18 protein-coding genes are annotated in these 20,067 nt (G+C 64.7%); 3 read left to right on the forward strand and 15 right to left on the reverse strand.

Annotated elements, in window-relative coordinates:
* Positions 1-3: 3 nt before the first annotated feature.
* From hisF to GSQ76_RS12995, 3 genes are read right to left on the reverse strand one after another with little or no spacing between them, the layout of a single operon-like run.
* Positions 4-774, reverse strand: a complete 771-nt coding sequence (gene hisF / locus GSQ76_RS12985) for an imidazole glycerol phosphate synthase subunit HisF (protein WP_158744334.1) — start codon at positions 772-774, stop codon at positions 4-6.
* Positions 775-821: 47 nt separating this feature from the next.
* The gene (locus tag GSQ76_RS12990) at positions 822-1,526 is read right to left on the reverse strand and encodes a biotin--[acetyl-CoA-carboxylase] ligase (protein ID WP_158744335.1); all 705 of its coding nucleotides are present in this window, start codon (positions 1,524-1,526) and stop codon (positions 822-824) included.
* The gene (locus GSQ76_RS12995) at positions 1,519-1,995 is read right to left on the reverse strand and encodes a transcriptional repressor (RefSeq protein ID WP_158744336.1); all 477 of its coding nucleotides are present in this window, start codon (positions 1,993-1,995) and stop codon (positions 1,519-1,521) included. The genes GSQ76_RS12990 and GSQ76_RS12995 overlap by 8 nt, the downstream gene beginning before the upstream one ends.
* Before the next feature lie 194 nt (positions 1,996-2,189).
* Between GSQ76_RS12995 and GSQ76_RS13000 the strand changes: the two genes are divergently transcribed.
* The 3 genes from GSQ76_RS13000 to GSQ76_RS13010 all read left to right on the forward strand — a co-directional run bounded on the left by GSQ76_RS13000 (position 2,190) and on the right by GSQ76_RS13010 (position 5,102).
* Complete coding sequence (locus tag GSQ76_RS13000) at positions 2,190-3,275, forward strand: PA0069 family radical SAM protein (protein ID WP_158744405.1); 1,086 nt, start codon at positions 2,190-2,192, stop codon at positions 3,273-3,275.
* Positions 3,276-3,327: 52 nt separating this feature from the next.
* Positions 3,328-3,960 (forward strand): ribonuclease HII, encoded by a 633-nt coding sequence (locus GSQ76_RS13005; RefSeq protein WP_158744337.1) that lies wholly within the window; start codon positions 3,328-3,330, stop codon positions 3,958-3,960.
* 128 nt (positions 3,961-4,088) lie between these two features.
* Complete coding sequence (locus GSQ76_RS13010) at positions 4,089-5,102, forward strand: site-specific DNA-methyltransferase (RefSeq protein WP_158744406.1); 1,014 nt, start codon at positions 4,089-4,091, stop codon at positions 5,100-5,102.
* 6 nt (positions 5,103-5,108) lie between these two features.
* Here the strand turns inward: GSQ76_RS13010 and GSQ76_RS13015 are convergent, their stop codons facing one another.
* The 12 genes from GSQ76_RS13015 to GSQ76_RS13070 all read right to left on the reverse strand — a co-directional run bounded on the left by GSQ76_RS13015 (position 5,109) and on the right by GSQ76_RS13070 (position 19,610).
* On the reverse strand, positions 5,109-5,432 hold the full coding sequence (locus GSQ76_RS13015; RefSeq protein ID WP_158744338.1) for a cupin domain-containing protein: 324 nt from the start codon (positions 5,430-5,432) through the stop codon (positions 5,109-5,111).
* Between the two features lie 26 nt (positions 5,433-5,458).
* Positions 5,459-7,183: a dihydroxy-acid dehydratase gene (gene ilvD / locus GSQ76_RS13020; RefSeq protein WP_158744339.1), complete on the reverse strand. Its 1,725-nt coding sequence runs from the start codon at positions 7,181-7,183 to the stop codon at positions 5,459-5,461.
* Positions 7,184-7,248: 65 nt separating this feature from the next.
* Positions 7,249-8,460 (reverse strand): glycosyltransferase family 25 protein, encoded by a 1,212-nt coding sequence (locus tag GSQ76_RS13025; protein ID WP_158744340.1) that lies wholly within the window; start codon positions 8,458-8,460, stop codon positions 7,249-7,251.
* Between the two features lie 5 nt (positions 8,461-8,465).
* Positions 8,466-11,135: a valine--tRNA ligase gene (locus tag GSQ76_RS13030; protein WP_158744341.1), complete on the reverse strand. Its 2,670-nt coding sequence runs from the start codon at positions 11,133-11,135 to the stop codon at positions 8,466-8,468.
* Positions 11,136-11,220: 85 nt separating this feature from the next.
* Positions 11,221-11,841, reverse strand: coding sequence for a DUF2497 domain-containing protein (locus tag GSQ76_RS13035; RefSeq protein WP_158744342.1), 621 nt, complete (start codon positions 11,839-11,841; stop codon positions 11,221-11,223).
* A 4-nt stretch (positions 11,842-11,845) separates the two neighbouring features.
* Positions 11,846-13,231: a TolC family outer membrane protein gene (locus GSQ76_RS13040; RefSeq protein ID WP_158744343.1), complete on the reverse strand. Its 1,386-nt coding sequence runs from the start codon at positions 13,229-13,231 to the stop codon at positions 11,846-11,848.
* 111 nt (positions 13,232-13,342) lie between these two features.
* Positions 13,343-14,017: a protein-L-isoaspartate O-methyltransferase gene (locus tag GSQ76_RS13045; RefSeq protein ID WP_158744344.1), complete on the reverse strand. Its 675-nt coding sequence runs from the start codon at positions 14,015-14,017 to the stop codon at positions 13,343-13,345.
* Positions 14,018-14,080: 63 nt separating this feature from the next.
* The gene (locus GSQ76_RS13050) at positions 14,081-15,199 is read right to left on the reverse strand and encodes an aminotransferase class V-fold PLP-dependent enzyme (protein ID WP_158744345.1); all 1,119 of its coding nucleotides are present in this window, start codon (positions 15,197-15,199) and stop codon (positions 14,081-14,083) included.
* Between the two features lie 45 nt (positions 15,200-15,244).
* The gene (locus tag GSQ76_RS13055) at positions 15,245-16,249 is read right to left on the reverse strand and encodes a tetratricopeptide repeat protein (protein ID WP_158744346.1); all 1,005 of its coding nucleotides are present in this window, start codon (positions 16,247-16,249) and stop codon (positions 15,245-15,247) included.
* A gap of 151 nt (positions 16,250-16,400) precedes the next feature.
* Positions 16,401-18,005 carry a glycosyltransferase family 1 protein gene (locus GSQ76_RS13060; protein ID WP_254070391.1) on the reverse strand — a complete coding sequence of 535 codons (1,605 nt, stop codon included), beginning with the start codon at positions 18,003-18,005 and terminating at the stop codon, positions 16,401-16,403.
* A complete protein-coding gene (locus GSQ76_RS13065; RefSeq protein WP_158744348.1) occupies positions 17,989-19,101 on the reverse strand; it encodes a glycosyltransferase in 1,113 nt (370 codons plus the stop codon). Before GSQ76_RS13065 ends, GSQ76_RS13060 begins: the two co-directional genes overlap by 17 nt.
* Positions 19,101-19,610, reverse strand: coding sequence for a hypothetical protein (locus tag GSQ76_RS13070; RefSeq protein ID WP_158744349.1), 510 nt, complete (start codon positions 19,608-19,610; stop codon positions 19,101-19,103). The genes GSQ76_RS13065 and GSQ76_RS13070 overlap by 1 nt, the downstream gene beginning before the upstream one ends.
* Positions 19,611-20,067: the final 457 nt, after the last annotated feature.

Raw genomic sequence — 20,067 nt, forward strand, 5'->3', positions numbered from 1 at the left:
TCCTTAATTCGGTAAGCGCGCGGGGCGGACTGGCAACCCCGCTGCGCTCAACGTCTGTTTCACCTCTGAGATGCTGAACTTCCCAAAATGGAAAACCGACGCGGCCAGCAACCCCGTCGCCCCCGCCTTGGCGCCCTGGATGAAGTGGTCCAGTTCACCGACGCCGCCACTGGCGACCACGGGAATGCGCACGGCACCGCACACCGCCCGCAGCAGGTCGCCATCGAAGCCCTTGCCCGTGCCATCGCGGTCCATGCTGGTCAGCAGAATCTCTCCAGCGCCCAGGCTGGCTGCCTGCTGGCACCATTCCACCGCATCCAGCCCTGCCGGGTTGCGGCCGCCATGGGTGAACACCTCCCACTTGCCGGGCCCGCTGGCGCGCGCATCCACGGCCACCACGACGCACTGGCTGCCGAACTTTTCCGCGGCTTCCCCAATCAGCGCGGGGCGGACGATCGCGGCGGAGTTCATGCTGCACTTGTCCGCGCCGGCCAGCAGCAATTTGCGCATATCGCCCGTCGAGCGCACGCCACCGCCGACAGTGAGTGGCAGAAACACGCGCGCGGCAGTGCGGCTGACGACGTCGAAAATCGTGTCCCGATTCTCGTGGCTGGCGGTGATGTCCAGGAAGGTCAGTTCGTCTGCGCCGGCGGCATCGTAGACCGCGGCCTGCTCCACCGGGTCCCCGGCGTCGCGAAGCGAGACGAAGTTCACTCCCTTCACAACACGGCCATCTTTGACGTCCAGGCACGGAATGACGCGTAGCTTCAGCATGAAACCGTTCTGGTCACGTTGGACCGAGTCACGCAAGCATCCCCGCGCTATAGCAGGACATCGCCAGCCACAAGGGTGCGCCGGCCAGTGCCGGTTTCCAGTTGCAGGCTGCCATCCTCGCCCAGCCCGGCGAATGACCCGGTGACGATCCCGGTTTCCAGCCGCACCCGCAGCGTGGCACCCAGCACCGGGCCGCGCTCGCGCCACCGGGCCAGTACAGCCGCGAACCCGCTCGCCTGCCACACCGCCCAACCGGCGTGCAGCCGCGCCAGCAAGGCGGTGAGCACGTCCTCCGGCTCGGCCGGGCTGTCGAGCGCACGCAGGCTGGTCACCGGATAGGGCATGCCCTCGGGCTGCAGCGCCACATTCACGCCGATGCCGGCCAGCACCGCGCCATCTGGCAGGCGTTCCAGCAGAATCCCCGCCAGCTTTGCCCCGTTGCGCAGCACGTCGTTCGGCCATTTCAGCCTCGTGCCGGGGCCGGCCAGCCCATCCACCGCCTCGGCTAAAGCAAGGGCACAGACGAAACCGAGTTCCGGCGCGTGCCGGGCATCACCGCCAGGCCGCAATATGATCGTAACGTAGAGATTGCCTGCCGGACTGAGCCATTGCCTGCCGCTTCGGCCGCGACCGCCGGTTTGAATGCGGGCCGACACTGCCGTGCCGTGGAGCGCGCCGGCCTCGGCCAGGGTTCGCGCCGCGTCCATGGTGGAGCCGACTTCTGCCAGCCGGTGGATCAGCGCTTCAGCCATGGTCGGCACAGGCGCCGCAGACTCCCTCCGCCTCGACGGTGGAACCGTGGATCACGAAGCCACTGCCGGTGGCTGCCTGTTCCAGCGACTTGCCGATCTTGGCGTCGTTCAATTCCTCCACCCGCCCGCAACGGGTGCAAATCAGGAATTGAACCGTGTGGTGATGATGGTCGTGCTGCTCGATGCCGTGAACGCAGCCGACGAAGGCGGCCAGCCGCTCCACCTTGTGGATGAGCCCCTGCTCCAACAGGAAGTCCAATGCGCGATAGATAGTGGGCGGCGCCGCACCCTTATGATGCGGCCGAAGCTGGTCCAGCATATCATAGGCGCCGGCCGGTTTTGGCGCGTCCAGCACCAGGCCGAGCACATGACGACGCAGCCCGGTCAGCCGCGCCCCACGGTCCACGCAGATTGCCTCTGCTTGCGCGAGAAGGCCGCTCGTTCGGGGGCTGAAGGTGACGGAGTCCACGGACGCTCCTTAGCGCGACATCTTGGCGCGATAGTTATAGTATAACCCGGGTGCGGCCGCTTTCAAGTTCTCATTTCGTTCTTGACGTCTTCAGGTCTACGGGACAATGTTCATCCGAACAGACGGGGAACGTTGCCATGCTTGCGAAGACCCTGCCAACCAATCCAGACCTGAGCGGTGTCGAGCCAATTGTCATGCCGTCGCTTGCCCGGCATGGCCGAGGGGCGACCGTGAACCCGGGCGTCCGTTACGACCGGCTGCAGGGCGAGGCGTTCGATGACGGCTGGAACACGCTTGATGATACGTTCGCGGAACTGCCGCCTTTGCCGACCACGCTCATCAAGGACTCCAGCCGCTCCGTCATCAGTTGGAACACCAGCCCGGATGTCGGGTTTGACCGTGCCGTGAACCCCTATCGTGGCTGCGAGCATGGTTGCGTCTACTGCTACGCGCGGCCTAGCCATGCTTATCTCGGCTACTCGCCCGGCCTGGATTTCGAAACCAAGCTCATCTTCAAGCCCGACGTGGCCGAGCAGTTGGAACGGGAATTGCGGAAGCCCGGCTACGTGGCGCGCCCCCTCGCCCTCGGCTCCAACACCGACCCCTACCAGCCGGTGGAGCGCACGCTGAAGCTGACGCGTGCGGTGCTGGAAGTGCTGGAGCGGTTTGGCCATCCGCTGTCGATCGTCACCAAGTCGGCTGGCGTAGTACGCGACATCGACATCTTGCAACGCATGGCCAAGCGCGGGCTGGTTCGGGTGTGGCTGTCCGTCACCACGCTGGATGCCTCGCTGGCACGCAAGATGGAGCCGCGTGCCGCCACCCCTGCCCGGCGGCTGGCTGCGGTGACCGCGCTGGCGGAGGCTGGGATCCCTGCCGGGGTGCTGGCCGCACCGATGATCCCGGGACTGAACGACGCGGAGTTGGAGCGCATCGTGGCGGCCGCGAAACAGGCCGGCGCCAATGCCGCAAGCTACGTCCTGCTGCGCCTGCCGCTGGAATTGCGTCAGATGTTCGAGGCGTGGCTGACCCAGCATTTCCCCGATCGCGCCCGGCACGTGCTGAGCCTGATCCGCGAGACACGGGGCGGCGCGCTGAACGACGCGAAATTCCACAGCCGTTTCGGCGGCACCGGCGTATACGCGGAGCTACTGGCCCGGCGGTTCACCCGCGCTGCCCGCCAACACGGGTTGAACGAACGCCAACAACTCGACTGCTCCCAGTTCGCGCCACCGCCGGGCACCGGCAGCTTCGCGCAGTCGCAATTGTCGCTGTTCTGAGGCGATAGTGCAGGCTTCCAAACGACTCCGCCGGGCTGCTATTGCGGCGGTCATGCCGGACTACCTGATCGAGAGCGAACATAGCGGCCGGGTTGCCGGCGTTGACGAGGTCGGGCGCGGGCCGCTCGCCGGGCCCGTTGTCGCCGCGGCTGTCGTGTTCCCCAACGGCCTGCCGAACGGCCTTGCTGAGTTGCTGGATGATTCCAAGAAGCTGACGGTGGAGCAGCGCAACAGGGCCTATGTGGCCCTGCTCGCGTGCGGAAGCGCGGAAATCGGGGTCGGCGCGGCATCGGTGGCGGAGATTTCGCGGATCAACATCCTCCAGGCCTCGATGCTGGCGATGTGCCGGGCTGTAGGGCGGCTGCCGGTATTGCCCGACATGGTACTGGTGGATGGCAACAAGGCGCCGCTACTGCCCTGCCCGGTGCGCTGCGTCATTGGCGGGGACGCGCTGTGCTTGTCGATCGCCGCTGCCTCCATCGTGGCCAAGGTCGTGCGGGACCGGGCCATGGCACGGCTGTCGATCCGCCTGCCGCTATATGGTTGGCACGCCAATGCTGGGTACGGCACGGCTGCGCACCGGGCCGCTATCGCGCTGCACGGCATATCCCGCCATCACCGGCCCACATTTGGTGCCGTTCGGTTACACCTCGCAGCCGCGGAGCTTGCTGCCGGCGACGACTGAAGGTGCGGCGATTGACGCGGCTTCCGCGGCTTCGCCACATTGCCCGCGCAACTCCGAAAGGTGTCGAACGCGTGGAAGTCGTCCGCGAACTGCCGCTGGATCAGGTTCTGCTGGGTGACTGCGTGCGCATGATGGGCATGCTGCCACCGGCATCGGTGCACTGCATCTTCGCGGATCCCCCGTATAACCTGCAATTGCGGGGAGAGTTGCGTCGCCCGAATGACAGCCTCGTCGACGGCGTCGATGATGACTGGGATCAGTTCACCGACTTTGCCGCCTACGATGCATTCACCCGCGCTTGGTTGGAGGAATGCCGCCGGCTGCTGCGCAAGGATGGCACGATTTGGGTGATCGGCGCCTACCACAACATCTTCCGCGTCGGCGCCATTTTGCAGGATCTGGGATTCTGGATCCTAAATGACGTGGTATGGCGAAAATCCAACCCGATGCCCAATTTCCGCGGCCGGCGCTTCACCAACGCGCATGAAACCATGATCTGGGCGGCGCGTGGCCAGGATAGCCGATACAAATTCAACTACCACGCCATGAAATCGCTGAATGACGACCTACAAATGCGCAGCGATTGGCTGCTGCCGCTGTGCACCGGGCCGGAGCGACTGCGTAACCAGCACGGGCTGAAACTGCACCCGACCCAGAAGCCGGAGGCGCTGCTGCACCGGGTGCTGCTCGCCTCCACAGCGCCGGATGACATCGTGCTGGACCCGTTTCTCGGCACCGGCACCACCGCGGCCGTCGCTAAGCGATTGGGCCGCCACTTCATCGGGATCGAGCGGCATCCCGCTTATGCGGAGGCCGCGATCGGCCGGGTTCGCGCCGAAAAGCCGCTGCCGCTCGCTGGGCTCGCGACCAGCCCGTCCCGTCGGGATGCGCCACGTATTCCATTCGGCAGCTTCGTTGAGTCGGGCGAGTTGACCGCCGGGACCGAGTTACGGGACCGGACGCGCAAAGTGCGGGCGACTGTCTCGGCGGATGGTTCCATCATCAGCGGTGCGCATCAGGGCTCGATCCACAAGGTGGGCGCCGCCGTGCAGAACGCGCCGTCCTGCAACGGATGGACGTTCTGGTATTTCGAAAAAGACGGTGCCTGGCTGCCGCTGGACTCGCTTCGGCAGCCAGCCTAACCACCGCTAGATCATCATTCCGGCCAAGTCGCCGGGCTGCTTCACCTCGATCTCGACGAAGGCAATCGGGTGGGATGAGCCGTTCATCACATCGTGCTTGATACCGGCCGCTCGCATGTAGGATTGGCCCTTGTCCAACGGCACGTCCGTCACCTCGGCGCCGTTATGGATGCGCAGCGTGCCTGCCACCAGCATCACGACGAAATAGGGCCAGCCATGCTCGTGCCAGCCGGTCACGGCGCCGGGTTCGAAATCCCATTGGGTAATACGAACCGTGCCATCATCCTGCTGCACGGTGGGAACGGCCGGGATGGTGCATTCAAATGCCATAAGGCGTGTCCTTCGTTCGATAAAACCTACTGGTCCGGGTAGCTATGCGTTTCCGCCGCACCACCTGGGTTCGTCACCGCACCCAGATGCGCCGGGCCGACCAACTGCGCATATTTCCAGATGGCGCCGCTGTTATAATCCGTTTTCCGCGGCTTCCATGCAGCCCGGCGTGCCGCGAGTTCGGTGTCGCTCAGCAGAACATCCATGGTGCCGGCCACTGCGTCGAGGACGATCTTGTCGCCATTCTGTAGCAACGCGATCGGGCCGCCCAACGCTGCCTCCGGCCCTACATGGCCGACGCAGAAGCCGCGTGTGGCGCCGGAAAAGCGGCCATCGGTGATCAACGCCACGTCCTCGCCCATGCCCTGGCCGTAGATGGCGCTGGTGGTGGACAGCATTTCCCGCATGCCAGGTCCGCCGCGAGGGCCTTCGTAGCGAATGACGATGACATCGCCGGTTTTGTAGGCGCGGGCTTGCACGGCGGCGAATGCGTCCTCCTCGCAATCGAAGCACAGGGCGGTGCCTTCGAACCGCTGCTTCGCCATGCCTGCCACTTTCACGATGGCGCCGTCCGGCGCCAGATTGCCGCGCAGCCCCACCACGCCGCCGGTCGGCGATATCGGGCGGGACACCGGGTAGATCACGTCCTGGTTGGTCGGGAACACCACGTCCTTCAAATTCTCCGCCATGGTCTTGCCGGTGACGGTGATGCAGTCACCGTTCAGCAAGCCGCCATCCAGCAGTCCCTTCAAAATCACGGGGATGCCGCCAATCTTGTGCACGTCGAACGCCACGTATTTCCCGCCGGGTTTAAGGTCGGCGATATAGGGCGTGCGACGAAAGATGTTCACCACGTCGTCCATGGTGAACTCGATCCCTGCCTCGTGCGCCATGGCGGGCAAGTGCAGCCCGGCATTCGTGCTGCCACCGGTTGCCGCCACCACGACGGCCGCATTTACGAACGCCTCACGCGTGCAGATGTCGCGCGGGCGCAGGCCGGATTCCAACAGCGCCATCACCGCCCGGCCGCTCTCCACCGCCCAACGGTCGCGATCCTCATACGGCGCCGGTGCACCAGCCGAACCCGGCAACGCCAGGCCGATCGCCTCACTCACCGTGGCCATGGTGTTCGCGGTGAACTGGCCACCGCACGCCCCTGCGGAGGGGCAGGCCACGCATTCCAACTCGTGCAGATCCTCGTCGGACATGGTGCCGGCGGCGTGGCGACCCACGGCCTCGAACACATCCACCACCGTCACGTCCTGCCCGCGGAAATTGCCCGGCAGGATCGAGCCGCCATACATGAAGACCGAAGGCACGTTCAGCCGCAGCATCGACATCATCATGCCCGGCAACGATTTGTCGCACCCGGCCAGGCCCACCAGCGCGTCGTAACAATGGCCGCGCACCGTTAACTCAACCGAGTCCGCAATGCACTCACGCGACACGAGGGAGGATTTCATGCCCTGGTGGCCCATCGCGATGCCATCGGTCACCGTAATGGTGGTGAACTCGCGCGGGGTGCCGCCCGCCTCGATCACACCCTTCTTCACCGACTGCGCCTGGCGTGACAGGGCGATGTTGCAGGGCGCGGCCTCGTTCCAGCAGGTGGCGACGCCGACGAAGGGTGCATTGATCGCATCCTCGTCCAGGCCCATGGCGTAATAGTAGGACCGATGCGGCGCTCGGCCCGGCCCCACGGTGACGTGGCGGGACGGCAGGCGGGATTTATCCCATTGTTTCGTTGGCACGATGGCGCGCTTCCTTTGGCAATACCGCGACCCTACGGACGGGCCGCTGGGTTGGCAAAGAACGCTTAGCCGCGGCGGTGCCGGTTATCGTCTTCACGCTCGCTGCTGACGGCGACGGTGCGCATCAGGGCCGGGTGAAGCACGTAGCTGTCCAACCGCTCCGGCCGCCCAACCAAGCCATGCAGCCGGTGCAGCAGGCCCCGGGCAAAGCTTTCGGACGGCAGCGCGGCGCACTCCGCCTCGCTGATGCTGTAGGCCAGCACGCGCCAATCCACGTCGGCGGCGAACCCGTCCGCGGCCACCCAGTCCAGCAGCTTGCGCGCACCGGCGGCACTCAGGAGATAGGCATCGGTGCCGGGTGCGTTCTCGTTCACGGGAAAACTGGCGAATGCCTCGATGAGCGGGATGGCCTCGAACCCGGCGGCGGCGGACACGCGTGCGGCTGGCCACCGCGGCTGCATGCCGCGGTTGATGAAGCAGACGTCGAACGCCGCCGGCAGCGAGAAAGCGCCCAGATGGGCAGGCAATCGCACCTGCGGCACGACGTCGTCCTCAATCACCATGCAATAGGACACGCCCCGCGCCAGCATCGTCTCCCACGCCGATACATGGCTGAGGAAGCAGCCCAACGTCCCACGCAGCACTTCATCCGATCCGACCAAGCGCCGTACCGCCGGTTCGGGCAGCATGCGGCCCTCGACGGCTGGCACTCGCCGAAGCGTCACCGGGCTGTCGGCAAATTCGCGGACGACATCGGCCCGGCGGTCGGCACTGCGGTCCAGGTTGATGTAGGCAATTTCGTACGGCGGCCCTGTTCCATCGGCTGGCGCACTCAGCCGAAGGTATAGGCGAACCAGGGCCAACTTGGCGGCGCTCTCCTCCGTCTGCTCGGCCAGCGCCAGATGGTGCTCGGCGGCAGGCCATTGCCGATGCTGCATCAGCAGGTCGCCCAATAGGCGGTGCACGTCCCGATTGCCGGGGCGGCGGCCGAGGATCGCTTCGGCACGCGCGATCAGCGCTGGCAGATCGGGCGAGTGGAAGGTGAACAGCGACCCGTAATGTGCCAGCCATTCCGCATCCGGGAAGGACTGGGCGGCACGGCGGAATGCCGGGTCAGCCTCCGAGTATCGGTAGTCGCAGGTGAGGTCAGCCTTCAACTCCAGTGCAATCCGCCAATCGTCCGGTGATTCCTGCAGCACCTGGCGCCACAGGGCGACCGCCTGCGTCGGCTGGCCAGCCTCGCGGGCCGCCAGCGCACGCCACTTCAGATCCCGCACGGTGTCTATTCGATGCGCTTCATCGCCGCGTCCAGCCGGGTCATGTCGGCGGTGAAGGCGGCGAGCCGCTCGCGGTTCTCCTCCACGACCTCCGGCTTGGCGCGGGCGATGAAGTCGGCTTGGCTGAGCTTGGTTTGCACCTTCTTCAGTTCGGCCTCGGCCTTCGCACGCTCTCTCGTCAACCGCACTCGCTCGGCCGCCAGGTCGATCAGACCCTCCAGCGGCAGCACGATGGTCGCCTCGTCCAGGCCCATCTGGGCGCTGTTTCGTGGCGGCTCGCCCGATAGCGGGCTGACTTCGCTAGCACGGGCCATGCGGCCGATCACTTCGGACCAGCGTCCTGCGCGGGCCATCGTCTCAGCCGTGGCATCCTTCAATAGCAACGGCGCGAGGATGGAGGGCGGCACGTTCATCTCGGACCGCACGGTGCGAACCTCGCCGATCAGGCGCACCACCCATTCCAGTTCGGCTCGCGCCTCGGCCGCGCCGGTGACGGGGGCGGCGTCCGGCCAGGGGGCGCGGATCAGCCCCTCCGCTTCGCCAAAGCCGAAATCCTGCCACAGCGTGGCGGATACGAACGGCATCACCGGGTGCAGCAACCGCAGCAGCATGCCCAGCACGTGCGCCGTGGCCGCCCGCAACTCCGCATCGTCGGCGAAGGACGGCTTGGCGAACTCCAGGAACCAGTCGCAGAACGTCTTCCAGGTGAAGCGGTAGCAGGCGGCGGCATAGTCGTCGAAGCGATACGCTTCCAACGCCGCTGTCGCCTCCGCCAGGGCAGTGTTCGCCGCATCCAGCATCCAGCGGGCGAGTGGGCCTTGCGCGGCGGCCGGATCGAACGCCGGATCGGGACGAACGGCGTTCATCTCGCACAGCCGGGCAGCGTTCCACAGCTTGGTGACGAAGCGGCGGTATTCCTCCACCCGCGCCGCACCCAGCTTCACGTCGCGGCCCGGGCCAGTCAGCGCGCAGATGGTGAAGCGCAGCGCGTCGGCGCCGAACTGGTCCACCATCGCCAGCGGGTCGATGACGTTGCCCTTCGACTTGCTCATCTTCTGGCCACGCTCGTCGCGCACCAGCCCGTGAATGTAGACGGTGCGGAACGGCACGTCGCCCATGAAGTGCAGGCCCATCATCATCATCCTGGCCACCCAGAAGAAGATGATATCGAACCCGGTGACCAGCACGTCGCCGGGGTAATAACGGGCAAGATCCGCCGTCTTCTCCGGCCAGCCCAGGGTGGAGAACGGCCATAGCGCGGAGGAGAACCAGGTGTCGAGCACGTCCTCGTCCTGGGTCAACGGCTCGTCGTGCCCGTAATGCGCCAGGGCTGCCGCCTTCGCATCATCCTCGGTATGGCCGACGAACACCTCGCCGTCCGGGCCATACCAGGCTGGAATGCGGTGGCCCCACCAAAGCTGGCGGCTGATGCACCAGGGTTGAATGTCGCGCATCCAAGCGAAGAACGTGTTCTCCCACTGCTTCGGCATGAACACGGTCTTGCCGGTCTCCACCGCCTCAATCGCGGGGGCGGCCAGCGTCTTGGCGTCAGCATACCATTGCGTGGTGAGCAACGGCTCGATCGGCACTTCCGAGCGATCGCCGTGTGGCACCTGATGAGTGTGCGGCTCCACCTTCACCAGCAGTTCCAGTCTCTCCAACTCCGCAACAATGGCCTTTCGGGCGGCGAAGCGATCCTGCCCGCCGAGCGTCCGTGTCCAGTCCGGGTCGGCGATGCCGGGCACCGCGGCCAGATTGATCTCTGACAGCGTCACCTTCGCCTCGCGATCCAGCACGGACGGCATCGGCAGATCGTGGCGGCGGCCGACGTTGAAGTCGTTGAAATCATGCGCCGGGGTGATCTTGACCGCTCCCGTGCCCTTTTCCGGATCGGAATATTCATCGGCCAGGATGGGTACGCGGCGCCCGGTCAGCGGCACGATGGCAAATTTTCCCAGCAGGGCGGCGTACCGCGCATCCGCCGGGTGAACCGCAATGGCCGTGTCGCCAAGCATCGTCTCCGGCCTGGTCGTGGCAACGGTGATCCACTCCTCCGTGCCCTCCACCGGGTAGCGGATGTGCCACAGGCTGCCCTTAATCTCCCGGCTTTCGACTTCCAGGTCCGAGATGGCGCTTTGGAACTTCGGATCCCAGTTCACCAGGCGGCGGTCGCGATAGATCAGGCCCTGGCGATACAGGGTGACGAACACCTCCCGCACCGCGTCCGACAGCCCGGCATCCATGGTGAAGCGCTCGCGCTCCCAATCCAAGGACGAGCCGAGGCGGCGGAGCTGCTGTGTGATGGTGCCGCCGGATTGCGCCTTCCACTCCCACACCTTGTCCACGAAGGCTGGGCGGCCGATCTCCTTGCGGGACACGCCCTCGGCTGCAAGTTGGCGCTCGACCACCATCTGCGCGGCGATGCCGGCGTGGTCGGTACCAGGTTGCCACAGCGCGTCCCGCCCCTGCATGCGGCGCCAGCGGATCAATATATCTTGGATGGTGTTGGTCAGCGCATGGCCAACATGCAGGCTGCCGGTGACGTTCGGCGGCGGGATCATGATGGTGTAGGGCTGCGCGTTGCTGCCGGGCTGGGCTGCGAAGGCTCCGGATCGCTCCCAGGCCTCGTACAGCTTGGTCTCGACGTCGGCAGGCGAAAATGACTTTTCCAACATGGTGTTGGTTCTAGCCGGTGCGCTCTGCGTGACAAGCCATAGCGGGCGCAATACACCTGTTACGGCGTCGCCGGGTTAGGCTGCCCTACAGCGCTGCCCGTCCGGCCACCCGCTCGATCTCCTGGCGAACAAGGCGTTCGACCAGCGGCGGAAGGTGGTTGTCCAGCCATTCCTTCAGCAGCGGCCGGACCTCTTCGCGCACGAGATCCTCGATGGTTGGGCCGCCGCGATGCACCTGGGTGGTGCGTTCCTGCGACAGGCTGCGCAACAGCGACCCGACCGCCGCAGACGCGGCAGCGGAACTGGCAGCGCCCATCAGGCCATTCGGCGCAGGCTCATCCAGGGGCAGTGGCACGGCTTCTGCCACCGGCACGGCAACCGGCATGGGCGCGTCCACCGGCTCCGGCGGGATAACGCCAAGCTCCTTCTGCACCACGGCGAGCGAGGGAGGCGGCTCCGGCGCGGGCGGTTCACCCACCAGCATCGCCTCGTCCAGCACGAGCACGCCGTCATCCGGTTCGTCTTCGTGCGGCAATTCGACCGGCTTCGGAAACACTGGCGTTTCGTGCTGGTCCGGCGCGGCAACGGCGGCGGGGGTCTCGTCTTCGTTCAAGATCCGCCGGATGGAGGCAAGGATGTCCTCCATCGAGGGATCGGCGCCGGGTTCTCCTCCCTCCCCGCCCGGGAGCGCCGGTGTGCCGCTCACAACATCACCGGCCCGGCTGGCTGAGCGCGTAATCGCCTGTGCCGAACAGACGGTCATGCACAGCCTTGTAGTAGGCGGTGTCGTCATACAGCGGGACGTTCAGGTTCAGGTCCCGCGCGGTCAACCGGCCGAGCGCGGCGGCGACGTTGTAGGAAGACGTCACCAGGCTCGCCAGGTTTTGCACCAGCGTCACGCGGGATTGCAGCAGCGCCTGCTCGGCATTCAGCACGTCCAGCGTGGTCCGGCTACCGACGATGGCCTCTCGCTGCGTGCCTTCCAACGCGATCTCGTTCGCGCGAATGGCGGAACGCGTGCTCTCGATCGTGGAGCGAGCGGCCACCAGCGTCTCCCACGAGGAGAGTGCCGACTGGATGACCTGGCGGCGGGTGTCGTCGACCGTCTTGCGCGATTGCTGCTCGGTCTGCCGGGCCTGGCGCACGCCGGAGTATTCAGCGCCGCCCTGATAGATGGGCACGCTGAGGTTCAGCAGCGCCTGCGCACCAATCGTGCGGCTGTTATTGAACGTCGTGTTGTCCTGGCGGAAGGCCGAGGCCTGGGCGCTCAATGTCGGCAATATGGCCGAATACGCGACGTCGACGGCGTCTTTGGACGCTGCAGCATCGAACATCGTGTAGATCAGGGTCGGGTTGTTGGCAGCGGCGATGCGCGACGCCTCGGCCGCGGTCTTAATCGGCAGGGCCAGCGGCTGCGGCACGACCAGGTTGCTCGGCAAGAAGCCGACGTCGCGCTGGAAGGCGGCCCGGGCGGTCTGCACGTTGCCTTCCGCCGTCTGCCGCGTGGCGCGGGCGCCAGCCAGCGCCGCCTCCGCCTGGGCGACATCGGTACGGGTGATTTCACCCACGCGGAACCGGTCGTTGGTCGCCTGGAGCTGGCGGTTCAGCACCTGCTCGTTATTCAGGTCCAGCTGAAGCAGTTGCTCGGTCTGGATGACGTTGACGTAGTCGGTGATGACGTTGGTGAAGACCAACTGCTCGGTCGCGATCAAGCGACCGCGCTGGCTCAGCACCCGGTTTTCGGCAGAATGCGTCTGCGCTTCCGTCTTGCCTCCATTATAGATCGGCTGGCTGAGCGTTGCTTGACCCGACAGCGACTCGCGCGCCGTCTGAACTTTTGGCCCGGATTGCTGCAACGTGCCGGCGCCGCCGCCGTAGGAGGCACTTACCACGATTTGCGGCCGCCACCCGGACAATGCCTGGGGCACGCCTTCATCCACGGCCCGCAGCGCCGCGCGCGCAGCCAGCAGGGTGGGGTTGGTGCTATAGGCCGCCGCCAACGCTTCCTGGAGGGTGTGTGGCTGGGTCTGTGCCGACGCGGCAGTGGCAAACCACGCCATACCCAAGCCGAAAACCGTCGCTATCCGCTTTTGCATTCGCAGTATCCCAAAGCCCGTCGGGGCCAATCTGCCATAGCGTAGGTTCAACCGCCAAGACATCCGCGCCACGCCGGGCATATACACCCGGGTGGTGTGGCTGCCGCGCCGCTAGAAGACGAAAGCTGGCGCCGGCCGCAGGCTCGGCAACATCGGCGTCGTGCAGTCATACATCTCGCGGAACCGCAGCGTCGTGGCCCCGGGCACAGGCTCGCCCAGCACGATTCGGCCGCCCGAACTCCCGGTCGCGGCAAGCACGCCGACGAGCCGGCCACCGGGCGACAATTGCATCGCATACACGTCCGGCACCTTGGTCACTGCGCCTTCGATAATAATGGCGTCCCATGGACCGTCATTGGGCAGGCCTGCGGCCAGGCGTCCTTGCACCAGACGCACCGCCGGCGCGATGCGCGGCAGCGTGGTCAGAGCGATCGCCATCAAGGCGTCGTCTTCCTCCAGCGCCGTCACATGCGCCTCGCAGGCGGCGGCGACGGCGGCGCCGTAGCCGGTACCGGCACCTACGATCAGAACCTTGTCCCCTGCCCGTAGCCGGGCAAGCTGCACCAGGCGCGCGATCACCAGCGGCTCGATCAGCACGCGGCCGCGGCCAAGCGGCAGATCCTCGTCCACGTAGGCCATCTCGGCTAGGCTGGGCGGGGCAAACTGCTCCCGCGGGAGGCTGCGCATGGCGTCCAGCACCCGCGGGTCGGTGACCCGGTTGGGGCGCACCTGGCAATCCACCATGTTGTTGCGGGCGGCAGTGAAGTCTGTCTGAAGCTGGTCCATGGAGCGTCCGGAATTCACCGCCCGGTTATAGGGTGCAGCCGGTCGCTCCGGCAACTGCGCCGGTTACCCGCGCCAAACCGCCTGCAACCCGGCCTCGATCGCGTCCACGTCGGCGGTCCCGTTGTAGCCGTGGAAGCTGAACCGGATGCGGCCGCGACCATTCCAGGCAAACACGCCCCGCTCCTGCAAGCGAGTTACGACCTCCGCCGCCTGAGGTCCCTCGATGCAGACGCTGGCGCCGTGCTCGGCCGGGTTGGGCGGGGTGGTGCTGGCGATGCCCTGCCGGGCGAGCCGGGCCAGCAGGTCCGTCGTCAGCCCCTGCACAGGCGCCTGGACGTCGCCGGGGGCGAAGCCGGCCAGGTAGCCGAGTGCCGAGGCCAGCACATAGACCGAGGCGTGCGAGGGATTGCCGCGGGTAAACCGCATCGCATCCGGCCGCAAAGCGGGGCGGCTGGCGTAGTCTGGCCTGTCGCCCGTGGCGATGGAGTGCCATCCCGCAGTGTTGGGCCGCCAGGCAGGGTGACGCTGGCGGTTCCAATAGGCAATGGCCGTCCCGGTCATGCCCAGCGCCCATTTATAGGTGGCGGCGAAGGCGAAATCTGCCGGCCCGGCCTCGATCGGCAGGTAACCCGCAGCCTGGGTATGGTCCACCACCAGCATTGCCCCCACCGCATCGGTTGCCCGGCGCAACCCCGCCAGGTCGTGCCGTGCGCCGTTGAGGTAGGAAACGTGGCTGACGGCGAGCAGCCGGGTGCGATCGTCCAACTGCCGGGCCAGGCTTTGCAGCTCACGCATCTTGACGAAGCGGATCTCCACGTTCGGCGGCAGCGCGAACTGAAGCGGGGCCACCAGGGAGGGGTATTCGTCGGGATCGAGGCAGACATTGTCGCCGTCCTGCCAATCGAGGCTTTCCACCAGCATGGACATGCCCTCCGCCACGCTGGATACGAAGCCGATCGTGTCCTGGGTGACGCTAAACAGGCTGGCGCTGAGGTGGCGTGCCCGGTCGACCTCCGCCTCCTGCGCGACGCGGCCACGGGGGGCGTTGCTTTTGTCGACGGCATATTGCTCGAATGCGGCTGCGTGCCGGCGTAGAAAAGCGGCTTCTCCCCCGGCGCACACATGCGCCACGCCCAAGGGAATTCGGAAGGCGGCGGGATCAAACAAGGGCGACCGGGTCATCGGCTGGCATCCTCGCGCAGTGTTTTGACAGCGTGTATCCGCTCTTTAAGCGCTGGGCGGCCGCTTTGCAGCCATCAGGTTTTGCATCATGGCAAAATCGGCCTGGTTCGATCGGCCCATTTGCCGGAGCAATGCGATACGCTCCGCCACCCATTTCTCCGGCTGGGTGGCGTGCCGCACTGCTTGGTCGAGCGCTTCGAGTGCCTCTCGATAACGTTGTGTCTTCTGCAACACGCACGACATCTCGTGCCAAACGCGATCGGCACCTGATTCGATGGCGAGGTACTCGCGATATAGGGCGGCCGATCGATCCCACTGCCCCGTGTCCCGGGCCGCCTGCGCCTCCAACAGGATCGTCCACCGGTCTCGCACGAATATCGCAGACAGTGAACGACCGGCCCCACCGTCACTGGCTGACAAACCTAGACTGAATACGCCCATCCGCTCCATTTCCGCCGCAGCCTCGCTCGGCCCGGCGTCACGCAACGCGAGGGCGTCGCTTTTGCGATAAGCAGCGATTGCACCGCCCCGGGCGCCGCTCAGCTTCAGCAAATGGCCTAGCTGCAAATAACTATCGGCGGCGGTGTCATCCAGGCTGATCGCGCGAAGATAGGCCGCCTCCGCGTCCGGGTAGTTGCCAGCCTCCTTCAGCGTGTTGCCAAGCTGCACCCAGATGGCGCCATCCATCGGATAGACGTCGAGATGCGCACGGTACAACCGGGCTGCAGCAAACCATTGCTGCGCAAGCCGGGCCTGGTCGCCGGCTGTCCGATCCGTCGAGTTGCCAGACGTCCCGCCTGGCATGGCCATTTCCGTCAACCGCGCGAGTTCCACCGCAGCGTCATCACTGGGGCGGATCGCTGCGCTGCGCTGCAGGGCCTCACGCGCTTCGTCCAATCGTCCATTCAACCGGAGGATACGACCAAGCTGAAGCTGGGCGTCCGGGTCCTGTGGATCTCCAGCGACCGCATGGCGATAGGACGCTTCGGCAGCGGTGATATCACCGGCTTCTTTATACGCATGGCCAAGCTGGACCCATATCGGCCACATCTGCGGTCGCGACTGCAGGTAGCGTTGATAATGGACAACCGCCCCGCGCCAATTCTTGGCATCGCGTGCGGCGTCTGCCGCAATTCGGTACGTCCGGACACGCTTGCGCGTGAGCCCGATGGCGTAGAGCAAGGGTGCCAACCTGCTATGACTATGCGGCATCGGTCTGCGACTTCCGACCCATCACCAGATGCCCAAGATCGTCTAGAATCGTCTCGACCGAGCGCGTCCGGTTGTAGTGCTGGGCGCGGCTCAAGCCCTGCCCCGACAATGTGTCCCGCAGCGGCTCATCAGTCGCGAGTTCGTACATCGACGCGGCTATAGCCTGCACGTCATATGGATCGGCGAGCAGTGCGGCGCCCCCAGCGATTTCTGCGATGCCCGCACGATCGGACGCGAGCGTGGGACAGCCACAGGCCATCGCCTCCAGCACAGGCAGCCCGAAGCCTTCATAAACGCTCAAATACACGGAAAACAGGGCACCCGAGTAAAGGCTTGCCAGGCCGTCATCGGCGCAGTCGGTCAGGATTTTGGTATACGGCTCTAGGCCGATGGAAGATCGATAGGCCAGGACTGGGTCGACGTCCCAGCCGTGCTTGCCCACGATGACCAATTCTGGGCAGTTTGAAAGGCGTCTCCTAAGGTGGTCATAGGCTTGCAAAATCCGAATTGGGTTTTTGCGGAGTTCGATCGTCCCGACCACCAAAATGTAGCGTTTGAAAGTGAGACCCAGCGGCTCCAAAGTGGCATGTGCCAACTTTCCCGGGCTTGGTCCCAAGGCAGTCTTACTCGCCATGCGCGCCGTGATGACGCGAGCGCCCTGAATACCCGCGTGATTGATGAGGTCGTTGCGCGTTGCCTCGGACACGGCGTAAATCCGCGCGGCGGAGTGGAACACCCCGAGGTTTTGTTGAAAATTGAACTGAGCGTCAGTGGAAAAGTATTGTGGCAATAAATCAGCCGCAAGGTCGTAGGCCCAGGCTACGTTCACCATGTTGGGCAGTATCTGAGGCATGAAGTGGTTGGTGAAATAGACCGTCGCGCCCGCTGCCCGAAGGGATGCCGACAGCGCGCGTGTCGCGAGCTGGAATTCCATATCACGCCGGGCACGCCGGGCGTTTCGCACCGCGTCTGCGCCCGCGCCGGACAGCATGGGATAGATATTCTGTGCCGTGTAGGCGACTTCGACCGTGATTGCCCCAGACTGACTCTGGAAGAACTCCAACGGTATGAAGCCCGCGCCGTCGGTCCACCGCTCCGCCTCGGCAGTGGTGGTGAAGCCCGAGCCGAGCCTACGATCGCTCCCAGCAATCCGGACGTCATCGTCAATCGTTATCGCGCGGATGAGAATCCCGCGTCGCTGGATGTATCCCCGGCTGTCATGTATCGGCGCGGTCCGGCTCAAGATGGCGAAGGCGCGCCTCGGCACTGCGCCATGATAGCGGGCGACTCCATCCGCCAGCTCGGCGGGCACAATCGCACCGTCAACGAAGAAGCGTATGTTGGGGTCGGTTACCGCAGGCCATGTCTCGGGCGCCTCACAGGCCTTCGCAACAGCGGCATAGATGACGGGTGGCTTCCAGTTGAGGCCTGCAAGCGCCTCCGGACGAGCCTGCCCCCGCCGCGGATCGCAGACGAGCGTCACAACAAGATCGGGTTGCAGCAGTTTGGCAGCGTTGAGAAAACCGCAGGCGACGTGATGAACTTCTTCAAGGATGTCTTGCTGGAAACAGCCGCCGTCAAATGCGATGTGCATGGACACTCAACGGTTCCTCGAGCAACTCCTGCAGAGCGGCGTTCCATTTGGCCATCGTCCGATACTCGGCAAAATCGGCCGCACGCGCAGTTTGCCGGCGGATCAAATCATACCGAAAATCACGATCCTGCTGCGTGATGATGATGCGCGCGGCCATTTCCTCCGGGTCCGCATCATGCACCAGCAACGCCGCGGGCCCGCATGTCTCCGTCACCGCGGTGGAGGCGAGGGCGACCACCGGACATCCCGCCGAGAACGCCTCCACGAGGGGCACCATAAATCCCTCATGTTCGCTTGCCGAGACGAATGCGTCGGCTGAGGCAAGTGATGTCCGCAGGGCCTCGACTGGCTGGTTCAAGGCAAAGGTCACCTCGTGCTCCACCCCAACATCTTCGGCGAGCCGACGCAGGCCGATGACGAAGTCGCGGTTCCAGACCTTCCCGTGCAGCCGCAGTCGTACCTGCCGTTTGAACAAATGCTTGATCGCCGCAGTCACCCGAATCAGGGTGTCCAAGCGCTTGTTTGGAACGTAGCGGCCGATGAAGACAAGGCTTATCTCACCCGCGATCCGTCGCCGCAGGAACGCGTTGTTCTCCGACTTTCCACTGGCAAAAAACGCGTCATTGTAGAACACAGGAATAATCTCGGGAGCGGGATAGCCGAGCGCGGTAAGCTCGTGCGCATTGAATGCGGAGTCGGCGATAACGGCCGAAAAGCAATCCTTCATGGTGCCAAGAAAGTCCCGGCCGACATCGCAATGCTTTGCAAGCTCATACTGCCCGACAGAGCGAAAGAATCGGCCTGGCGTGATATTGTGATAGACCATGATCTTGCGGCACGGCAGTTCCATCATGCCGGCAGCATTTCGATCGGCGAACGAGTAGTGGAAGAACACGAGGTCGCCGGCGGTCGGCTTCAGCAGGACCAGGTCGCTGAAGCCCATGGTCGATTGCGGTGCGCGGACAACCGCCTCATCATCACAGACCAGATGCGATGACAGCCCGCGGCGCAGCATGGCCCGATGCAGGGCGGTCAGAGAATAGCCGATGGCATCGTGGCGCGTGATTGCGGCGGAATAGTGAAAGATACGAGCCATTAGGGCGTGAAAGTTTTCTCATCAGGATCACCAGGGGTCTTCATGTCCTGGGAATGGATCTGGATGGTCTCGTCCAACAAGGACCGGCCCATTTCCATCATCCGTCCAAACTCCTGCAACATAGAATTTGCCGCCACCCGCTGCTGGTCAACGATTGCGTCGATATCGATAATTGGCTGGCTTTGAAGCTGGACCATATCCTGCATCAGCGCATCGATCCGCCCGGCCAATTTTGCGACGTTGCGCTCAATGCGTTCCATAGCGCCGATCAGCACAGCTTCCCGGCTGACTTGCTGGCGTTGGATCTCCTCAATCGCGACCGCCATATTGTCGATCGCGAGCCTCAGACTACGTGGGTCGTCCGGCGGCAGGTTTGGTTGAGCGCTGGAAGCCGGAATTTCCCTGGCCTCTTGACTGGTGCTTTGTTCGCGCCGGTAACGCAGAATGAGTTGCTGGGCAGCCGCTGCAATGCTGTCGTCATCCATGCTCATCGAATTCGAATTATCCATGAATGCTCGTCCACGATCAAAAGCCTCCCCCGAGCAATGACTTTGCTATGCAATAGGCGTGACGGTGCGTCAACTTGACGATGATACCACCTGGGTATCCGACAGTATCGGTGGGTCTTGGCGCCTTCTACTCGGGCCGTGTATTACCATCGTGGCGCGAGGTACCCGACGATACCTGCTACTGCGGCGGCCTGGGCCGTGGGTTGGCAGACGTGGCCGTAGGGCTGTCTGCATCTGGCTAAACCCAGACAACTCGGTTATAGGACGCGCCGGGGCTGCAAACGGCGGAAATTCGCGGTTTTCTCCCTGAGTGTAGCACCGTTGGTCCGGTGGCAGAGTGGTGATGTAGCGGACTGCAAATCCGCAGCACTCCGTCGGAAGGCTAAACGATAACAGTGACTTAGATACGACATCGTGGAAGATGGGACAAATGTGGGACAGTGAGCGGTCAAATGAC

Origin of the sequence: Acidisphaera sp. L21 (assembly GCF_009765685.1) — a bacterium.
Lineage (GTDB): Bacteria > Pseudomonadota > Alphaproteobacteria > Acetobacterales > Acetobacteraceae > LMUY01.